This is a genomic window from Novosphingobium sp. Fuku2-ISO-50 (assembly GCF_001519055.1).
GTDB lineage: Bacteria > Pseudomonadota > Alphaproteobacteria > Sphingomonadales > Sphingomonadaceae > Novosphingobium.
On record NZ_KQ954292.1, the window covers coordinates 46941 to 63361 of the forward strand.

General features: G+C 66.1%; 13 protein-coding genes. 4 read left to right on the forward strand and 9 right to left on the reverse strand.

Translation table 11 applies throughout. The features are described 5' to 3' along the window. Positions 1–230: 230 nt before the first annotated feature. From AQZ50_RS11620 to AQZ50_RS11635, 4 genes are all read right to left on the reverse strand, one after another. On the reverse strand, positions 231–4937 hold the full coding sequence (locus AQZ50_RS11620) for an NAD-glutamate dehydrogenase domain-containing protein (RefSeq protein ID WP_067746634.1): 4707 nt from the start codon (positions 4935–4937) through the stop codon (positions 231–233). A 209-nt stretch (positions 4938–5146) separates the two neighbouring features. Continuing rightward, positions 5147–6136 (reverse strand): LLM class flavin-dependent oxidoreductase, encoded by a 990-nt coding sequence (locus AQZ50_RS11625; RefSeq protein ID WP_067746635.1) that lies wholly within the window; start codon positions 6134–6136, stop codon positions 5147–5149. A gap of 19 nt (positions 6137–6155) precedes the next feature. Beyond that, complete coding sequence (locus tag AQZ50_RS11630) at positions 6156–7049, reverse strand: tetratricopeptide repeat protein (protein ID WP_067746636.1); 894 nt, start codon at positions 7047–7049, stop codon at positions 6156–6158. Next, positions 7046–7819, reverse strand: a complete 774-nt coding sequence (locus AQZ50_RS11635) for an alpha/beta fold hydrolase (protein WP_067746637.1) — start codon at positions 7817–7819, stop codon at positions 7046–7048. The genes AQZ50_RS11630 and AQZ50_RS11635 overlap by 4 nt, the downstream gene beginning before the upstream one ends. A 79-nt stretch (positions 7820–7898) precedes the next feature. On the opposite strand from AQZ50_RS11635, the gene AQZ50_RS11640 reads away from it, so the two are divergent. The 4 genes from AQZ50_RS11640 (at position 7899) to AQZ50_RS11655 (ending at position 12817) form a co-directional block, all read left to right on the forward strand. Further along, positions 7899–9197 carry an ArnT family glycosyltransferase gene (locus tag AQZ50_RS11640; RefSeq protein WP_067746638.1) on the forward strand — a complete coding sequence of 433 codons (1299 nt, stop codon included), beginning with the start codon at positions 7899–7901 and terminating at the stop codon, positions 9195–9197. Positions 9198–9277: 80 nt separating this feature from the next. Further along, a complete protein-coding gene (gene thrS / locus AQZ50_RS11645) occupies positions 9278–11272 on the forward strand; it encodes a threonine--tRNA ligase (protein ID WP_067746743.1) in 1995 nt (664 codons plus the stop codon). A gap of 193 nt (positions 11273–11465) precedes the next feature. Next, positions 11466–12425 (forward strand): hypothetical protein, encoded by a 960-nt coding sequence (locus AQZ50_RS11650; RefSeq protein WP_156427340.1) that lies wholly within the window; start codon positions 11466–11468, stop codon positions 12423–12425. A 5-nt stretch (positions 12426–12430) separates the two neighbouring features. Beyond that, positions 12431–12817, forward strand: a complete 387-nt coding sequence (locus tag AQZ50_RS11655; RefSeq protein WP_067746640.1) for a PilZ domain-containing protein — start codon at positions 12431–12433, stop codon at positions 12815–12817. Here the strand turns inward: AQZ50_RS11655 and AQZ50_RS11660 are convergent, their stop codons facing one another. The 5 genes from AQZ50_RS11660 to sufC are packed head-to-tail and all read right to left on the reverse strand — an operon-like array spanning position 12818 to position 16338. After that, the gene (locus AQZ50_RS11660; RefSeq protein ID WP_067746641.1) at positions 12818–13186 is read right to left on the reverse strand and encodes a HesB/IscA family protein; all 369 of its coding nucleotides are present in this window, start codon (positions 13184–13186) and stop codon (positions 12818–12820) included. A gap of 14 nt (positions 13187–13200) precedes the next feature. Beyond that, positions 13201–13677: an SUF system Fe-S cluster assembly protein gene (locus AQZ50_RS11665; RefSeq protein ID WP_067746642.1), complete on the reverse strand. Its 477-nt coding sequence runs from the start codon at positions 13675–13677 to the stop codon at positions 13201–13203. Continuing rightward, complete coding sequence (locus AQZ50_RS11670) at positions 13674–14870, reverse strand: aminotransferase class V-fold PLP-dependent enzyme (RefSeq protein ID WP_067746643.1); 1197 nt, start codon at positions 14868–14870, stop codon at positions 13674–13676. Before AQZ50_RS11670 ends, AQZ50_RS11665 begins: the two co-directional genes overlap by 4 nt. Then, a complete protein-coding gene (locus tag AQZ50_RS11675) occupies positions 14867–15592 on the reverse strand; it encodes a SufD family Fe-S cluster assembly protein (protein ID WP_067746644.1) in 726 nt (241 codons plus the stop codon). Before AQZ50_RS11675 ends, AQZ50_RS11670 begins: the two co-directional genes overlap by 4 nt. Further along, positions 15589–16338 (reverse strand): Fe-S cluster assembly ATPase SufC, encoded by a 750-nt coding sequence (gene sufC / locus AQZ50_RS11680; protein WP_067746645.1) that lies wholly within the window; start codon positions 16336–16338, stop codon positions 15589–15591. Before sufC ends, AQZ50_RS11675 begins: the two co-directional genes overlap by 4 nt. Positions 16339–16421 lie beyond the last annotated feature (83 nt).

Consider the following 16421-nt stretch of genomic DNA (forward strand, 5'->3'; position numbering starts at 1 on the left):
CCTCTTGCCCCAAACTCGTTCGACCCAAACTCGTTCGAAGCGCCGGATTTGGGGAAAATGGGCCGCGCGTCAACCGATCGCTTTCAAAAATGGCCGCGATCGGCAAATTTTATTGCGTTCTCGCACGAAGCAGGCGGCACCGGCCCGCTCCCCCACCCGACCACCCGACGATCGTACCTTGTGGGTGGTTGGGTTGGGAGAGCGGGCCGGTGCCGCCTGACGCAACAGACCTAACGCATCAAAAACGTGCGCGCCTGGCTTGCCAATTGCGCCAGCATTGCCGGAGCGACGCCGCCGCTTGCCTGCGCGCGGGCGATCAGCGCGCGAAATTGCGCAATCGCCCCGGCATGGGTCTTGAGCCAGGCCGCCGTATGGACCGCCGGATCGGCGCTGCCCGCGCGAGCCAGAAATTCCAGCCGCATCTGCTGAAAATCGCGCGCGAGACCCGCGACCAGCAGGCGCTCCCACGGGTCCGACGGGCTCGATTTGCTGGCCGCCTGTTGCGCCCAGTCGAGCCCGAGCGCGGCGCCAAGGTCGGCAAAGGCCCCGGTCAGCGCGGTCGCATCGACTTTCCGCTCGGCGGCAAGGTGCGCCAGACCGATCGCGCCATCGAGGTCATAGAGATGCACCACGCGCGCGGCGATCTCGGCGGGCACGCCTGCCCCGGCCAGTTCCGCCGCCAGCCGCCGCCCTTCGGCCTGCGCCTCGCCGCGCAAGAGTTCGGCGGCGGTATGCGACAACAGGCCGACCCCGCCCGCCAGATCCTCGATCAGATCATCGATCGCTTCGGTCCCGTGCCCGGCGCGCAGGACATCGGCGATATGGCCGCGCACGGCCCGCGCCATACGGTCGAACATCGCCAGACGCGCTTCTTCGGGCATGTCCGCCCGATCGAGCAGAGCCCAGGTCGTGTCGCAATCAAGCAGTCGCTCGGCAGCAACGAAAGCCGCCGCGACTTGTGCAAGGCTGCAGCCTTCTTCTTCGACCAGTTCAAAGGGATGCACCGGGCCGAGCCGGTTGACGATACGATTGGCCAGCTTTGTCGCGATGATTTCGCGCCGCAGCCGATGGTGGACGATCTCCGTCTCGAAATCCTCGTGCATCGCCGGGGGGAAGGCGGCGATCAGCTCGCTTTCGAGCACCGGATCATCGACCACATCGCTCTCTTCGAGCGCGCGCTGCAAGGCGAGCTTGGCCGTCGAGAGCACCACGGCGAGTTCCGGCCGCGTAAAGCCATGGCCCGAGGCCGCGCGCCGGGCATACTCCTCCGCCTCGGCCAGCCCTTCGGTCGCGCGATCGAGCTCACCGGCATCTTCGAGCACGTCGATCAACCGCAACAGCGCGGGCACCGCCGCCGCGCCGCCGCGCTCGGCAACCGACAGCGCCAAAGTCTGCAGGCGATTGTCCGCCAGCACCAGGTCCGACACCGCGTCGGTCATGTCGGACAACAGCGCGACGCGCCCGTCCTCGTCCAGCTTGCCCGCGCGCTTGGCAGCGGCGAGCGCGATCTTGATATTGACCTCGTTGTCCGAGCAATCGACCCCGGCGGAATTGTCGATGAAATCGGTGTTGATCCGCCCGCCGGCACCACCGGCGCCGACAAGCGCAAACTCGATCCGCGCGGCCTGGGTCATGCCCAGATTGGCGCCTTCGCCGACCGCGCGCGCGCCCACTTCGTTTGCCGCGATGCGGATCGGGTCATTGGCCGGATCGCCCACGGTGACGTTGTTTTCGCTCGAAGCGCGGACATAGGTGCCGATACCGCCAAACCACAAGAGATCGGCCTTGGCGCGCAAGATCGCGGAAATCAGCGATTCGGGGTCAATCTCGGCTTGTGCGAGCCCCAGCATCGCGCGCACTTCGTCGCTGAGCGGAATCGCTTTCAGACTGCGCGGAAAAATGCCGCCGCCGCGCGAAAGCAGGTCGCGGTCATAATCGTCCCAGCTCGACCGGGGCAAGGCGAACAGCCGCGCGCGCTCGCCCCAGGCCGCCGCCGGATCGGGAGCGGGATCGAGAAACACGTGGCGATGGTCAAACGCGGCGACCAGCCGGATCGCCTGGCTCAACAGCATGCCGTTGCCGAACACGTCGCCCGACATGTCGCCCACACCGATGACGCGCACCGGGTCGGTCTGCACATCGACGCCCAGTTCGCGGAAGTGGCGCTGCACCGAAATCCACGCCCCGCGCGCGGTAATGCCCATCGCCTTGTGATCATAGCCTTTCGAGCCGCCGCTGGCGAAGGCATCGTCGAGCCAGAAGCCGTGCGCTTCGGCAATCGCATTGGCGACATCGGAAAAGGTCGCCGTGCCCTTGTCGGCCGCGACGACGAAATAGGGATCATCGCCATCGCGCCGGACAACGCCCTCGGGATGAGCCACCGCGCCTGCGACCAGATTGTCGGTCACCGACAGCAGCGCGCGGATAAACACCTGATAGCTGCCGCGCCCTTCGGCCAGCCAGCCATCGCGATCGCGCGACGGATTGGGCAATTGCTTGGGATAGAACCCACCCTTGGCCCCGGTCGGCACGATTACCGCGTTCTTCACCCGCTGCGCCTTCATCAGGCCGAGCACTTCGGTGCGGAAATCGTCGCGCCGGTCGGACCAACGCAAGCCGCCGCGCGCAATCGGCCCGGCGCGCAAGTGAATCCCCTCGACACGGGGCGAATAGACAAAGATCTCGCGCCACGGCACCGGGCGCGGCAGGCCGGGGACATCTGCGGAATCGATCTTGAACGCGAGCGCTTCCTGCCCGGCGGGGGCAAAGGCGTTGGTGCGCAAGATCGCCGCAATGGCCGCATGAAATGCGCGCAACAGGCGATCGTCGCTGATCGCCGCGACTTGCGCGAGCCCGGCGCGGATCGCGCTTTCGGCTGCCGCAGCCGCCTCGTCGCGATGGCCGACAAAGGCCGGATCGTGGCGCGCGACAAACAGATCGATCAAGCCGCGCGTCACCGGCGCGGCGTGGTGCAAGGCGGCAACCGCTGTCGCCAGGCTGGCCGACAGTCCGGTCTGACGCAGATAGCGGAACCACGCGCGCAGCCAGTTTGCCTCGCGCGGGGACAGGCCAACACTCGTGATCAGGCGGTTGAAGCTATCATCTTCCGCCCCGCCATTGAGCACGGCGGCCAACGCGTCCTCGATTTCACCCTTGCGCGCCAGCAGCGCATCGCCATCGGTATCGGCGGGCGCGGCGACAAGGAAATCGTGGATATGGCCGAGCTTGCCCTTGGCCAGCGCAGTCGCCACTTCCTGCATGACCTTGAAACCGAAGTTTTCCAGCACCGGCACCGCGTCGGACAACACGATCGCGCCGTCGCGCTGATAGAGTTTCAGCCGCAAGCCTTCTTCGGCGCCCATCCGGTGCAGCCGCGCCGCACGATGCGGCGCGCCGCCGCCATGAAGCACGCGCAGCACGCGAATGTCGTCCGCCGCCTCCGCCGGGCCATAGGCATGGCGATAGCCGATGGGAAAGCTGTCGGCATAGCGCGCCGCGATCGCCGCCGCGCGCGAAGGATCTTCGGACTTGGCCAATTCGGCCTCGACCCCGACTTCCCAGCCGCGCACCATCGCCTGAAGCGCGTGATCGAGCGCGGTGGCGTCGAGTTCGCTGCTGCCGTCGCGAATATCGAGCACAAAGCGGATGATGGCGAGCGCATTGCCATCGACTTGCAGGCTCCAGTCGATCACCGGCGCCCCGGCGGCATCTTCGAGCATTGCCTGCACCCGCTGGCGCACTTCGGTCGATTGCACATCGCGCGGCAGCCAGACAAAGGCGAACAGATGCCGCGCGAGCGGCGCCTGGACCAGCTCCAGACGCGGGCGAGGCCGATCGAGCAGGCTCATCATCGTGGTCGCGATGCGTTCGAGATCGTCATCGGCAAAGCTGATCAACAAGTCGTGCGGCAAAGCGGTCAGCGCATGGACCAGCGCCTTGCCCGCATGGCCCTGCGGCGCAATACCGAGCCGGGTAGTCAGGCTTTCAAGCTGACTGCGCATCAGCGGAACGCGATCGGGCGAGGCAGACAGCGCCCCGCTGGTCCACACCCCGGCATGGACCGACAGCGCGACGACTTGCCCTTTTTCCATTATCGGCACGATGAACAAGTCGAGCGGGACAAAGCGATGCACCCGCGCCAGCCGGTTGGCCTTGACCACCAGAGGCACACGGGCCGGAGCGCCCTGACCATCGCCGTCGAACCAGGCAAAGGCGCGCGCGTAGGATTCCTCGCTCAGCAACGGGGCATGGCTCGCGCGACAGATCCCCAGCCGGCCTTCGGGGCTCCCGTCGCGGCGGCACACCACCCGGCCCAGCTGGGTCAGCATGCCATCGGCCAACCAGCGCATCAGCGCCGCCGCCTCGGCATCGGGCAATGTCCGCGCATCGTCGAGCATCGCCGCCTGCAGTTGCGACCAGTCGGCCACGGCGGCATGAACGTCGGCCAGCGTGCGGTGAATGTCCTCGACCAATGCGCGCCGGGCGCGGGCATCGACTCGCTCGGTTTCGAGATAGATCATCGATTCGCGCAGTTCGCCGATCGCTTCGCCATCGGGCAGCGCGCAAAGCCGCCCTTCCGGGTCGCGGCGCACCGCCAGCACCGGATGGACCAGCCGATCGATCGCCAGACCATGCTGAGTCACTGTGGCGCAGACCGAATCGACCAGAAACGGCATGTCATCATTGATCACCGCGATGCGCAGGCAACGTGGGCTGGCATCGGTCCCGGCCACACTTTCGATCGCCAGCGAAGGCTCCGCGCCCTTGCGCCGCGCCGCCGCACGCAGCGTAAAGCGCGCCGCCTCGGCAAGTCGGGCGGCATCGAAGTCGGCCGCTTCGGACGGAAGCAGCGAATCGGCGAACCGTTGCGCCAGCGTGGCTTCGAGCGAGAGCCCGGACACTTGATCGGGATATGCGGTATCGGTCAGCGTGGCCATAATGTTCCTTCCCCGCGCAGCCTGCCCTCACTGGAGATGCTTATTATTATATTACATAGCTACGCATTATTCGAATAGAGCTATCCGCACCCGCCAAGACGTGCAAGCCTCTTCAGGCCTGCAATCCCTAACGTCCGCGCATTAACCTGTGATTGCAGCCCCCCACTCGTGGCTTTGCCTATCCGGCCAACATATCCGTACAGGCATGGTCAGCCGACCAGATCGCGCACCGCCGCCATCGTCAAGGCCAGGCTGCGGCGGCGCAAGGCCGGGTCGAATGTCGCGCCGGCCACGATCAGTTCGTCGGCGCGGGTGCGTTCCTGAAACGCGGCCAGCCGGTCGGCAACCGTGCGCGGGGAACCGATCGCCGAAACCTGTCGCATGTGATCGAGCATGGCGCGTGACGGGGCGGGCAGGCTGTCGCGATAGCCCGGCACCGGCGGCGGCAGACGCCCGGGGGTGCCGCTGCGCAAGCGGACAAACGACTGATCCATCGAACTGGCCAGCAAGACGGCTTCTTCATCGCTGTCGGCGGCGAGCACGTTGATCGCGGCCATGACATGCGGCGCATCAAGCGTCGCCGAAGGCTGAAACCGTTCGCGATAGAGCGTCAGCGCCGCGTCGAGATGATCGGGGGCAAAATGCGAGGCAAAGGCATAAGGCAGCCCGAGCATCGCCGCGAGCTGCGCGCCGAACAGGCTCGATCCCAGGATCCACAGCTCGGGATGCGCGCCGAGGCCGGGATTCGCCTGAAGCGGCAGGCGCGGATCACCGGCAAATTGCGCCTGCAATTCGACGACATCGCCCGGAAAATCCTCGGCCGAGCGGTTCACGTCCTTGTGCAAGGCACGCGCAACGCGCTGATCCGCCCCCGGCGCGCGGCCAAGGCCAAGATCGACACGACCGGGGAACAAGGCGTCGAGCGTGCCGAACTGTTCGGCGATCACCAGCGGATTGTGATTGGGCAGCATGATCCCGCCCGCGCCGATGCGGATGGTCTGCGTGGCATGGCCGACATGCGCCAGCACGACCGCTGTCGCCCCGCCCGCGATCCCTTCCATGCCGTGATGTTCGGCGATCCAATAGCGATGATAGCCCGCCTCTTCGGCAGCGCGCGCCAACAGCGCGGCATCGGCAAAGGCGCGGGCCAAAGTGCCGCCTTCTACCACGGGGACGAGGTCGAGCACCGAGAGTTTCATCGCGTTATCGCCTATATTTCTAGGGTGTAGGGCTCGATGTGGGGCGGGAGGCCCCAGGATCAAGGGCCGGATCAAGGGGCGCCGACGTGTCTGGGCCCAGTTGCGACAGATAGCCGCGCGCGGTTCCCGCCTCGACGCTGTCGGGCGCGGTGGCGATCACCGAATTCCACGATTTGCGCGCCGCCGCCTCGTGCCCGGCCAGTTCGGCGATCACCCCTGCTTCCAGCCCGATCGCGGGATCGCGCGGATCGATCGTGGCCGCGGTTTCGATATAGCCCTGCGCGCCGGCAAGATCATGCCCCCGCCGCGCCAGAGTGGCCGACAACAGGAACACCCCGGCATCGCCCGGAGCCAGCCGCCGCGCTTCGGCCAGCGCGGTCGCGGCCTGTGCCGTCTGACCTTGCGTGACAAGCGCGCGGGCGCGGTCTGCCTCGATCGCCCCGCGCGCCGGGGCCTCGTCATAATCCTTCACGGCCAGCGCGCGGTCGAACCAGTCCAGCGCATGGACCGGATCGCCATTGGCCAGCGCGGCATTGCCCGCCATTGCCATCAGCGGCACGGCCGAGGCGATCTGCCCGGCCGGGATCGCCGCGACGGCATCGGCAAAGGCGCTTTGTGCCCCGGCGAAATCACCCGTGTCCGACAGGATCAGGCCAAGGCACTGATCGGCCCGCGCGCGCGCCTCGGGCGTCGTCGCGCGCGACAGCCAGTCGCGCGCATAAGCGAGGCCGATCGTCGAATCGGCGCGCGCACGCGCCATACATTCGCCCAGCGGGTCGACAGGGAGCGGCGGCGCAGCGGTTTTCGCCGCATCGCGCCGCTGTTGCGTGATCACCGGGAGCGGCGCCTGATTGTACGAATGAATATCCGGCCCGATCTGCATCAACAGGGCAATCGGCAGCAAGACGATCATGCGGCACTTCCTTTGGCATCCGATTCGACCAGCCCCGCCAGCGTGGCCAGCAACAAGGCCATGTCGGCATTGCGCGACAGGCGATGATCGCCGTCCTTGATCAGGTGGATCTGCACATCGGCTGAACGAAGCGCGGCGGCAAGGCGCAAGGCAATTGCCCACGGCACATCGGCATCCGCTTGCCCCTGAAGCAGGCGCACCGGCCCGTCGAAGGCAATCGGTCGCCCAAGCAGGCAACGCGCCTGACCATCGGCCCAGAACGCGGGATACATCGGCGTCGGTTCGGGGCCATAGGGGCTTTCGTCATGGACCACTTGGCCCGCCGCCAGCGCCGCTTTGGCCGCCGGATCGCGCCCCCAGTCGGTAAAATCGGGCGCGGCGGCGATCCCCACCAGCCCGGCAATGCGCGCGCCCAGCGCCTCGGCAAGCAGCAGCATCAGCCAGCCGCCCATGCTCGATCCGATCAGCACGACGCGATCGAGCCCGCAATGATCGATCAGCGCCGCGACTTCGCCGCACCAGCGCGACAATGTGCCATCGGCAAAATCGCCATCGCTCTGCCCGCAGCCCGAATAGTCGAGCAACAGACACCCATGCCCCCGCCGCACCGCCCAATCGAACACCGCGCCCGCCTTGGTTCCGCCCATGTCCGACATGTACCCGGGCAGAAACACCACTGTCGGCCCGGTTCCGGCGAGATGACGATAGGCCAGCCGCCGTCCATCGGGCAGCGTATAGAACGAATGGGGCGCGCAAGGATCCGTGACCATGGCGCCGTGGTAGTCGTGCCGGGCGGCGGCGAAAAGGGACTTATCCCGCAATTAACCCCCGTCGGTGTATAGCCCCGCCATGCTTGACCGTCTTGCCAACCGGTTTGTCGCCCTGCTGATGGCGCCGCGCGCGCTGCCCGTGCTGTTTGCGCTGTTCCTCGTCCCGCGCGCAGTGATGATCGCCTGCGCGGTGACGCCTTCGTCGGATGCCGACTGGTACTATGGCCATGGCGCGATGCTGGCGCATGGGCTGGGCTATCTCAACGGGCGCGGGATGCCGACGGCGTTCTGGCCGGTGGGCTGGCCCTGGCTGCTTTCGCTCGGCTTTCGCGTGCTGGGCGTATCGATCTGGACGGTCGGCGCGATCAACTGGCTTGCCTCGGCGCTGACGGCATGGCTGACGCTCGATCTCGGGCGACGACTGACGGGGTCGGAACTGGGCGGGTCAGAACTGGCTGGGCGGATCGGCCTGCTGGCGCTGGCGGTCTATCCCAATTCCATCCTCTATGTCCCGCTCGCACTGACCGAAACGACCTATACCGCGCTGTTGATGGCCGGGATCTGGCTGATGGTCGCGCGGCGCGACTGGGCGGCGACGGGCGCGGCGGGGCTGATTTTCGGGATTGCCACGCTGGTCAAGGCGCAGACGCTGGTGATCGTGCCGGCGATCCTGCTCATCATGCTCTTGCGCGAGGGGCAGGTGTGGCGCCGCATGCCGCTGGTCGCCGCGCGGGGGATGGTCGTCCTGCTTGCCGCCGCGCTGGTCATTGGCCCGTGGACCTTGCGCAATCATCGCGAGCTGGGCGCGTGGGTGACGGTTTCGACCAACGGCGGGATCACCCTCTTGACCGGAAACAACGACAGCGCGCGCGGCGGCTATACCCCCGACGATCCGCTGGTGCATCGGCTCGATCCGCTGAAAGACACCGACGAAGTGGCCTATGACGCACAGGCGCGGCGGCTCGGCACCGACTGGATCAAGGCGAATCCGGCGCGGTTTGCCGCGCTGGCACCGCTGAAAGTCTGGCACTTGTGGGGCCCGGATGGCGAAGGGCAATGGGCCTATGAAACCGGATCGTGGGCGTTCCGCGCCGCGCCGCATGCCTTTCTTGCCGTTCGCGCGGCCAATCAGGTGTGGTACTGGCTTTTGCTGATCGCCTTTGCCGCAGCGCCCTGGCGCATTGTGGCCTTGCGGCATGGCGAGGGCCGCCGCGTAATCGACTGGTGGATGGTCGCTTATGTCGTCGCGCTGTTTCCGACCGCGATCGCGGTGGTCTTTTCGGGGCAGTCGCGGTTTCATTATCCGGCGATGCCGTTTGTCTGCCTGATCGCGGGCTGGCTCGTCGCCGATTGGCTGTCGCGCCGCGTCCGCGCCTGAAACGCCTTCTGCCCCCTTCCGAAACCGCGCGCTTTCTGCCAAAGCGACCGCCTTACCGCGAAAAGGCGAGTTTCAGTCCCATGTCCGAAATGCTTACGATCACCCTGCCCGATGGTTCGACGCGCGAAGTCGCGTGCGGCACCACCCCGGCGGAGATTGCAGCGGCAATCGGGCCGGGCCTGGCCAAGGCGGCGATCGGCGCGCGCGTCGATGGCGAACTGTATGACATCACCCGCCCGCTGACCCGCGATGCGCAGCTCTCGCTGGTGACCGCCCGCGATGAAGCCGATGCGCTCGAACTCGTGCGGCATGACTATGCCCACGTTCTGGCCGAAGCGGTGCAGGCGCTGTTTCCCGGCACGCAGATCACCTTTGGCCCGTCGACCGACGATGGCTTCTATTACGACTTCGCGCCAAAAGACCGCCCCTTCACAGAGGACGACCTGCCCGCGATCGAGGCGAAAATGCGCTCGATCATCGCAGCCGACAAGCCGTTGCGCCGCGAAGCCTGGGCCCGCGCCGACCTGATCGCGCGCTGGACGGCCAGCGGCGAAACCTTCAAGGCGCAATGGGCCGGCGAACTGCCCGAAGGCGAAGAGCTGACCGTCTATTGGTCGGGTGACGACTGGTTCGACATGTGCCGGGGCCCGCACCTCGCCTCGACCGGCAAGCTCGATCCCCAGGCGTTCAAGCTGACGCGCGTGTCGGGCGCCTATTGGCGCGGCGATCAGGCCAATGCGATGCTCAGCCGCATCTACGGCACCGGCTGGCTCAACAAGAAGCAGCTCGACGCGCATCTCACGCGGCTCGAAGAAGCGGCCAAGCGCGATCACCGCAAGCTGGGCGCGGAGATGGACTTGTTCCACCTTCAGGCCGAAGCCCACGGCTCGGTATTCTGGCACCCCAAGGGCTATCGCATCTGGCGCGAGCTGGAGGCCTATATGCGCCGCGCGATCGACGCCGCCGGCTATCGCGAGGTCAAGACCCCGCAAGTGATGGACGCGCGCCAGTGGGAAGCTTCGGGCCACTGGGGCAAATATCGCGAAAACATGTTCGTCATCCCCGACGAAGTGCCCAATGTCGAAGATGAAGGCCCGCTGGTCTCCGACGATGCGCAGTGGATGGCGCTCAAGCCGATGAACTGCCCGGCGCACTTGCTGATTTTCCGCCAGGGGATCAAATCGTACCGCGAACTGCCGCTGCGCCTTTACGAAAACGGCTGCTGCCACCGCAACGAGCCGCATGGCGCGCTGCACGGGCTGATGCGCGTGCGCCAGTTTACCCAGGACGATGCGCATATCTTTTGCCGCGAAGACCAGATCGTCGACGAAGTGCGCAATTTCTGCGCGCTGGCCGACCGGATCTACAAGGACTTTGGCTTTACGTATTCGATCAAGCTGGCGCTGCGCCCCGAAAAGCGTTTCGGCAGCGAAGCAATGTGGGATCAGGCCGAAGACGAATTGCGCAATGCGGTCGCTGCGGCAGGCCTCGCCACGCCCGAATACGGCTGGGAAGAACTGCCCGGCGAAGGCGCGTTCTATGCGCCAAAGCTCGAATGGCACCTGACCGACGCGATCGGCCGCACCTGGCAGGTCGGCACGATTCAATCCGACCGCGTCCTGCCCGAACGGCTCGATGCGAGCTATATCGGCGAAGACGGCGAACGCCATCGCCCGGTCATGCTGCACCGCGCGATCTTCGGCAGCTACGAACGCTTCATCGGCATCCTGATCGAACATTTCGCCGGTCGTCTGCCGACCTGGCTCGCCCCGGTGCAGGCGGTGGTGGCCACGATCGTCTCCGACGCCGACGCCTATGCCCATGAAGCGGTCGCCGCGCTGACCGCCGCCGGAATCCGCGTCGAGACCGATACGCGCAACGAAAAGATCAACTACAAAGTGCGCGAACACTCGCTGCAAAAGGTGCCCTTCCTGCTGGTGGTGGGCAAGCGCGAGGCCGAGGAAGGCACCGTTGCCATTCGCCGCCTTGGCGACCAGCAACAGAAAGTCGTGCCGCTGGCCGAAGCGATCGCCTTGCTCAAGGCCGAAGCGACGGCACCGGATCTGCGCCCCTGACAGGCGGGACCGGCCCGCTCCCCCACCCGACCGCCCTGTGGAAGCACACTCTGGGCGGTCGGGTGGGGGAGCGGGCCGGTCCCGCCTTCAAAATTCGCCCTTTCGCGAATTTTGAAAAAAGCCGCGTAACGCAGTCTTAAACCGACCGGGGTCATAAGCGTTTCCACTTAGGGGCAACCGTGTGGATTCGCGCATGACAATGCAATTTCGCTTTCTGCCGACAGATGGACTGGTCGACGGAGACATCAGCGACGAAGCGATTCTTGCGCTGCGGCGGCAGATCTGGCCCGACGGTCTGGTCGATGCGGCCGAAGTCGAGGAAATCCTTGCGATCAACGAGGATGTGCGCCGGCCGAGCGCGGCGTGGATTGCCTTTTTTGTCGAAGCGGTGACCGAATTTCTGCACGCGACGAGCCACCCGCGCGGAACCTTGTCCGAAGCGCAGGCGGACTGGCTCATTCTGCGCATGGATCGCGACGGGCGGCTCGATTCGCCCGCCAAGCTCGAACTGCTGGTCCATCTGCTCGAAAAGATGGACGCCACCCCCGACCGCATGAAGGCCTATATTCTCGTGCAGATCGAACGCGCGGTGGTGTTTGGCGCAGGGCCGACACGCGGCGGCGATTGGGCGCCCGCAGCCGGCGAGATCAGCGCGGAGGAATGCGCCTTGCTGCGCCGGGTGATCTTTGCACCCGGCGGCTTTGGCCCTGCACGGGTCAGCGCCGAAGAAGCGGAAATGCTGTTTCGCATCAAGGACGCAACGCTTGACGGCGACAATGCGCCCGAGTGGAAAACGCTGTTTGTGCAGGGCATCGCCAATTATCTGCAAGGCTGGCAGGGCCTGGCCCTGCCGACCGCCGAGCAGGAACTGGCGCACGAACGCTTTCTGGCGGCGCGCGATCCGGGGATTGGCGGATTTTTGGGCTCCATGGTCCGCACCAGCCCCAACGGCCTGCTGTCGGCAGTGCGCGGCGGCGGGTTTGGCCGTCGCCAACCCGCGCGCGACATCGTGGCCGAAGAACGCGCCGATTACGCGGTGACCCCCGTTGAAAAACAATGGCTTGATTCCCGGATCGAAGCCGATGGCAAACTCGATCCGCTGGAACAGGCGCTGCTCGCCTTTTTGCAGGAAGAGCGCGAGGCGAAAGGTTGATCGCGATGGACCGCAAGCGCAATATCCAGCCCGCCCGCCAACAGCGCGAAGCCGCCGCGCGCACGGCCAGAGAGGCCGCCGCCGCGGAGTCGGTCGACAGCGAGCGTCGCACCCGCGCCCGCCGCGCAATGACCCCGGCCAACAGCACCGAGGCGGTGCGGCTGGTCGACCTGTCGACGCACGGGTGCTGTCTCCGCTTTGCCGCCACAACCGAATACCGGCCCGGTCAGTTTATCCGGCTGGGCTTTTCCGGCGAACGCGAAGCCGTCCGCGCGATCGTGCGCTGGACCGAAGACATGCGCATCGGCGCGGAATTCACCTGTGGCCTGCCCGCCGACCGCATCGATGCGATCCTGTCCGAAAGCCGCTCGCCGCTGGTCGGCCTGCTCTGATCAGACGGTAAAGCTTTCGCCGCAGCCGCAGGTGCCTTTGGCATTGGGATTGGCGAAGACGAAGCCTGCCTGAAAATCGTCTTCGACCCAATCCATCGTGCTGCCGATCAGATAGAGCACCGAGGCGCCGTCGATGAACAGCGTGCCGCCCGGCGTTTCGATGCGTTCATCCATCGCGATGGCTTCGCTGACATAATCGACCGAATAGGCGAGGCCCGAACAGCCCCGGCGCGGCGTCGACAGGCGTACGCCGATCGATCCGGCGGGGGCATCGGCCATCAGCGCGGCAATGCGCCGCTGCGCCGCTTCGGTCAGCACGACAGCGGCGGGACGTTCGCGCACGGGGCGCTGTTTGGTGACGGTGACCATCGGATCGCGTATCCTTACAACATGCCCAGTTCGAGCTTGGCTTCGTCGCTCATTTTCTGGGGATCCCACGGCGGATCCCAGACCAGATTCACTTCGGCATCGCGCACGCCGGGCACCGCGCTGACGCGCAGTTCGACTTCGCCGGGCATCGATTCGGCAACCGGGCAATGCGGCGTGGTCAGCGTCATCGACACCACGGCATGGCCATCGCCATCGATCTCGACGCCGTAGATCAGCCCGAGGTCATAGATATTGACCGGGATTTCCGGATCATAGATCTCGCGCAGCGCGGTGATCACGCCTTCATAGGTATCGCCGCCGGGCTCGTTCGGACCGATCCCCTGCGGCGTTTCCGCCAGAAACCCGTCGAGATAGTCGCGCTTGCGGGCGAGCTTGTCGCCCGGCGTTTCGACAACATCCTCGACAAAGGCGCGGGGCGGCGGTTCGACGCCGTCGACTTCTTCGATGGTGAACTTGCGGTCCTCGGTCATGCGAAAATCCTCAAGGTGCGCTCGATCCCGCGCACCAGCGCGGCGATATCGGTTTCGTCATTGTACAGGCCAAAGCTCGCCCGCGCGGTCGCGGGCACGCCCAGTGCCGCCATCAGCGGCTGTGCGCAATGGTGTCCGGCACGGATGGCGACGTTTTCCTCGTCGAGGATCGTGCCGAGATCATGGGGATGGACGCTTTCGAGCGCAAAGCTGACGATCCCGGCGCTATCGTCGGGGCCGAACAGGCGCACGGCGTTGATCCGGCCCAGCGCCTCTCGTGCCTTCGTCACCAGCATGGTCTCGTGCGCGTGGATGGCGTCGAGACCTTTGCCACGCACAAAGCGCGCGGCGGCGGCAAAGCCGATCGCCTCGGCAATCGCCGGCGTGCCCGCTTCGAAGCGTTGCGGCGCGGGGGCCCAGGTCGTTTCGGCAAATGTCACGCGGTCGATCATCGATCCGCCGCCCTGCCACGGGGGCATGGCATCGAGCAGATCGGCCTTTGCCCACAACGCGCCGATTCCGGTCGGGCCATAGAGCTTGTGCGCGGAAAAGGCATAGAAATCACAGCCCAAAGCCGCGACATCGACCGGCACGCGCGCCACCGCCTGACATCCGTCGATCAGGATGCGCGCGCCGACGCCATGCGCCAGCCGGACCGCACGCGCGACATCAAGCACCCCGCCCAGCACATTCGAGACATGGGCAAAGGCGACCAGCTTGTGCGCCGGGGTCAGCATCGCTTCGGCCGCATCGAGATCGATCCGCCCGTCGTCGGTCAGCGGGCAGACATCGATGACGATCCCGGTGCGTTCGCGGATCAATTGCCACGGCACGATGTTGGAATGATGTTCGAGCAGCGACAGCAACACGCGATCGCCGGGGCGAAGATTGGCCACGCCCCAGCTTTGCGCGACCAGATTGATCGCCTCGGTCGCGCCGCGCGTAAACACGATCTCGTGCTCGGCCCCGCCGATCAGGTCGGCGACATCGCGCCGCGCCGCTTCATAGGCGAACGTCATCTCCGCCGAGCGCGCATAGAGCCCGCGATGGACCGTGGCATAATCCGGCCCCAGCGCGCGCGCGACCGCGTCGATCACCACATTGGGCTTTTGCGCCGTCGCCGCGCTGTCGAGATAGTGCCAGCGCGCACCGTCACGCGTGAGCAGGCCGGGAAAGGCGTCGGGGGCGTTCACAACACAGTCTCCAGCGCGGCCACCGCCGCTGCGGTCAGCCGCTCCTCATCGGCGGCCCCGACGAAAGCCTCTGCCAGAAACGCCTGAAGCATCAGCGCCTTGGCCGAAATCGGCGGAATCCCGCGGCTGGCGAGATAGAACAAGGCATTGGCATCGAGTTCGCCGATCGCGCAGCCGTGCGCGCATTTGACATCGTCGGCAAAGATTTCCAGCTCCGGCCGGGCATTGGCCGTGGCCGTGCGGTCGAGCAGCATGGCGCGGATCGACTGTTCGCCATCGGTGCCGACCGCGCCGCGATCCACGACCACACGGCCCAGATAGTTGCCTGTCGCCTGCCCCGCGAGCACCTGCCGCACGACCTGGCGCGAAACGGCGTCGGGCTCGGCATGGATCACTTCGGTCACGATCTCGACCGTCTGCTCGCCGCCCGCGATTTGCGCCGCGCCGAGGTGAAACCGGCTGCCGCGCGCCAGAGTCACGCGCAAGGCGACGCGGCCATAGCCTTTCGCGGCGTTGAGGACGTGAAACGCAAACTGCGCGCCTTCGCCCAGCGTGATCGCGATGTCGTGAACCGCCGCGCCGTCAATGACGAGCGTGCGCGTGCCCTGCTCGCCCGGCGCCAGCACGATCGTTTCGGGCGCGACCGGCCAAACGCTTTCGAGCGCGGCGAGGTCGGCATAGCGCCAGGCCTCGTCATGCCGGGTGGGAAGCAGCGCGGTCATGCGACGAGTGCCTCGTAACCCTGCTCTTCGAGTTCGAGCGCCAGCTCGGGCCCGCCGGAGCGCACGATGCGCCCGCCCGCCAGAACATGAACGAAATCGGGTTTCACATAATCGAGCAGGCGCTGATAATGCGTGATCAGCAAGACCGCCTTGTCGGGGCGGCGCATGATCGCATTGATCCCTTCGCCGCAGACTTTCAGCGCGTCGATGTCGAGCCCCGAATCGGTCTCGTCGAGAATGGCCAGTTTCGGGTCGAGAATGCCCATCTGCACCATTTCCGCGCGCTTCTTTTCGCCGCCGGAAAAGCCGACATTGACCGGGCGCTTCAACATGTCGGGATCGAGTTTCAGCAAGGCCGCCTTTTCGCGCGCCAGCTTCAGGAACGCGCCGCCCGACAGCGGCTCTTCCCCGCGCGACTTGCGCTGCGCATTGAGCGCCTCACGCAGGAATTGCACCATCGACACGCCGGGAATTTCGACCGGGTACTGAAACCCGAGGAAAAGCCCCGCCGCCGCGCGCTCGTGCGGCGCCATCGCCAATAGATCCCGGCCATCGAGCGTCGCGCTGCCACCGGTTACGTCATAGCCCGGGCGACCGCCCAAGGTATAAGCCAGCGTCGACTTGCCCGCGCCGTTGGGGCCCATGATGGCATGGATTTCGCCCGCGTTGATCGACAGCGACAAGCCTTTGAGAATCGGTTTGCCCGCAACTTCGTTGGCAAGATCGGTAATGGTCAGCAGCGACATGTCAGACTGTGTTCCGTGTGAAAGAGTGGGTGCCGAGCAGCTTCTGCGCCTCGCCGTCATAAAGCCCCTCCCCTTCAGGGGAG

What these genes read in the sequence shown, in the direction of transcription:
- AQZ50_RS11635 (WP_067746637.1), bottom strand. Translation starts at nt 7,819, where the DNA reads ATGGTCACGGATCCTTGCGCGCCCCATTCGTTCTATACGCTGCCCGAT.
- AQZ50_RS11625 (WP_067746635.1), bottom strand. Translation starts at nt 6,136, where the DNA reads ATGAAACTCTCGGTGCTCGACCTCGTCCCCGTGGTAGAAGGCGGCACT.
- AQZ50_RS11620 (WP_067746634.1), bottom strand. Translation starts at nt 4,937, where the DNA reads ATGGCCACGCTGACCGATACCGCATATCCCGATCAAGTGTCCGGGCTC.
- AQZ50_RS11640 (WP_067746638.1), top strand. Translation starts at nt 7,899, where the DNA reads ATGCTTGACCGTCTTGCCAACCGGTTTGTCGCCCTGCTGATGGCGCCG.
- AQZ50_RS11630 (WP_067746636.1), bottom strand. Translation starts at nt 7,049, where the DNA reads ATGATCGTCTTGCTGCCGATTGCCCTGTTGATGCAGATCGGGCCGGAT.
- AQZ50_RS11655 (WP_067746640.1), top strand. Translation starts at nt 12,431, where the DNA reads ATGGACCGCAAGCGCAATATCCAGCCCGCCCGCCAACAGCGCGAAGCC.
- AQZ50_RS11650 (WP_156427340.1), top strand. Translation starts at nt 11,466, where the DNA reads ATGACAATGCAATTTCGCTTTCTGCCGACAGATGGACTGGTCGACGGA.
- AQZ50_RS11665 (WP_067746642.1), bottom strand. Translation starts at nt 13,677, where the DNA reads ATGACCGAGGACCGCAAGTTCACCATCGAAGAAGTCGACGGCGTCGAA.
- sufC (WP_067746645.1), bottom strand. Translation starts at nt 16,338, where the DNA reads ATGTCGCTGCTGACCATTACCGATCTTGCCAACGAAGTTGCGGGCAAA.
- thrS (WP_067746743.1), top strand. Translation starts at nt 9,278, where the DNA reads ATGTCCGAAATGCTTACGATCACCCTGCCCGATGGTTCGACGCGCGAA.
- AQZ50_RS11660 (WP_067746641.1), bottom strand. Translation starts at nt 13,186, where the DNA reads ATGGTCACCGTCACCAAACAGCGCCCCGTGCGCGAACGTCCCGCCGCT.
- AQZ50_RS11675 (WP_067746644.1), bottom strand. Translation starts at nt 15,592, where the DNA reads ATGACCGCGCTGCTTCCCACCCGGCATGACGAGGCCTGGCGCTATGCC.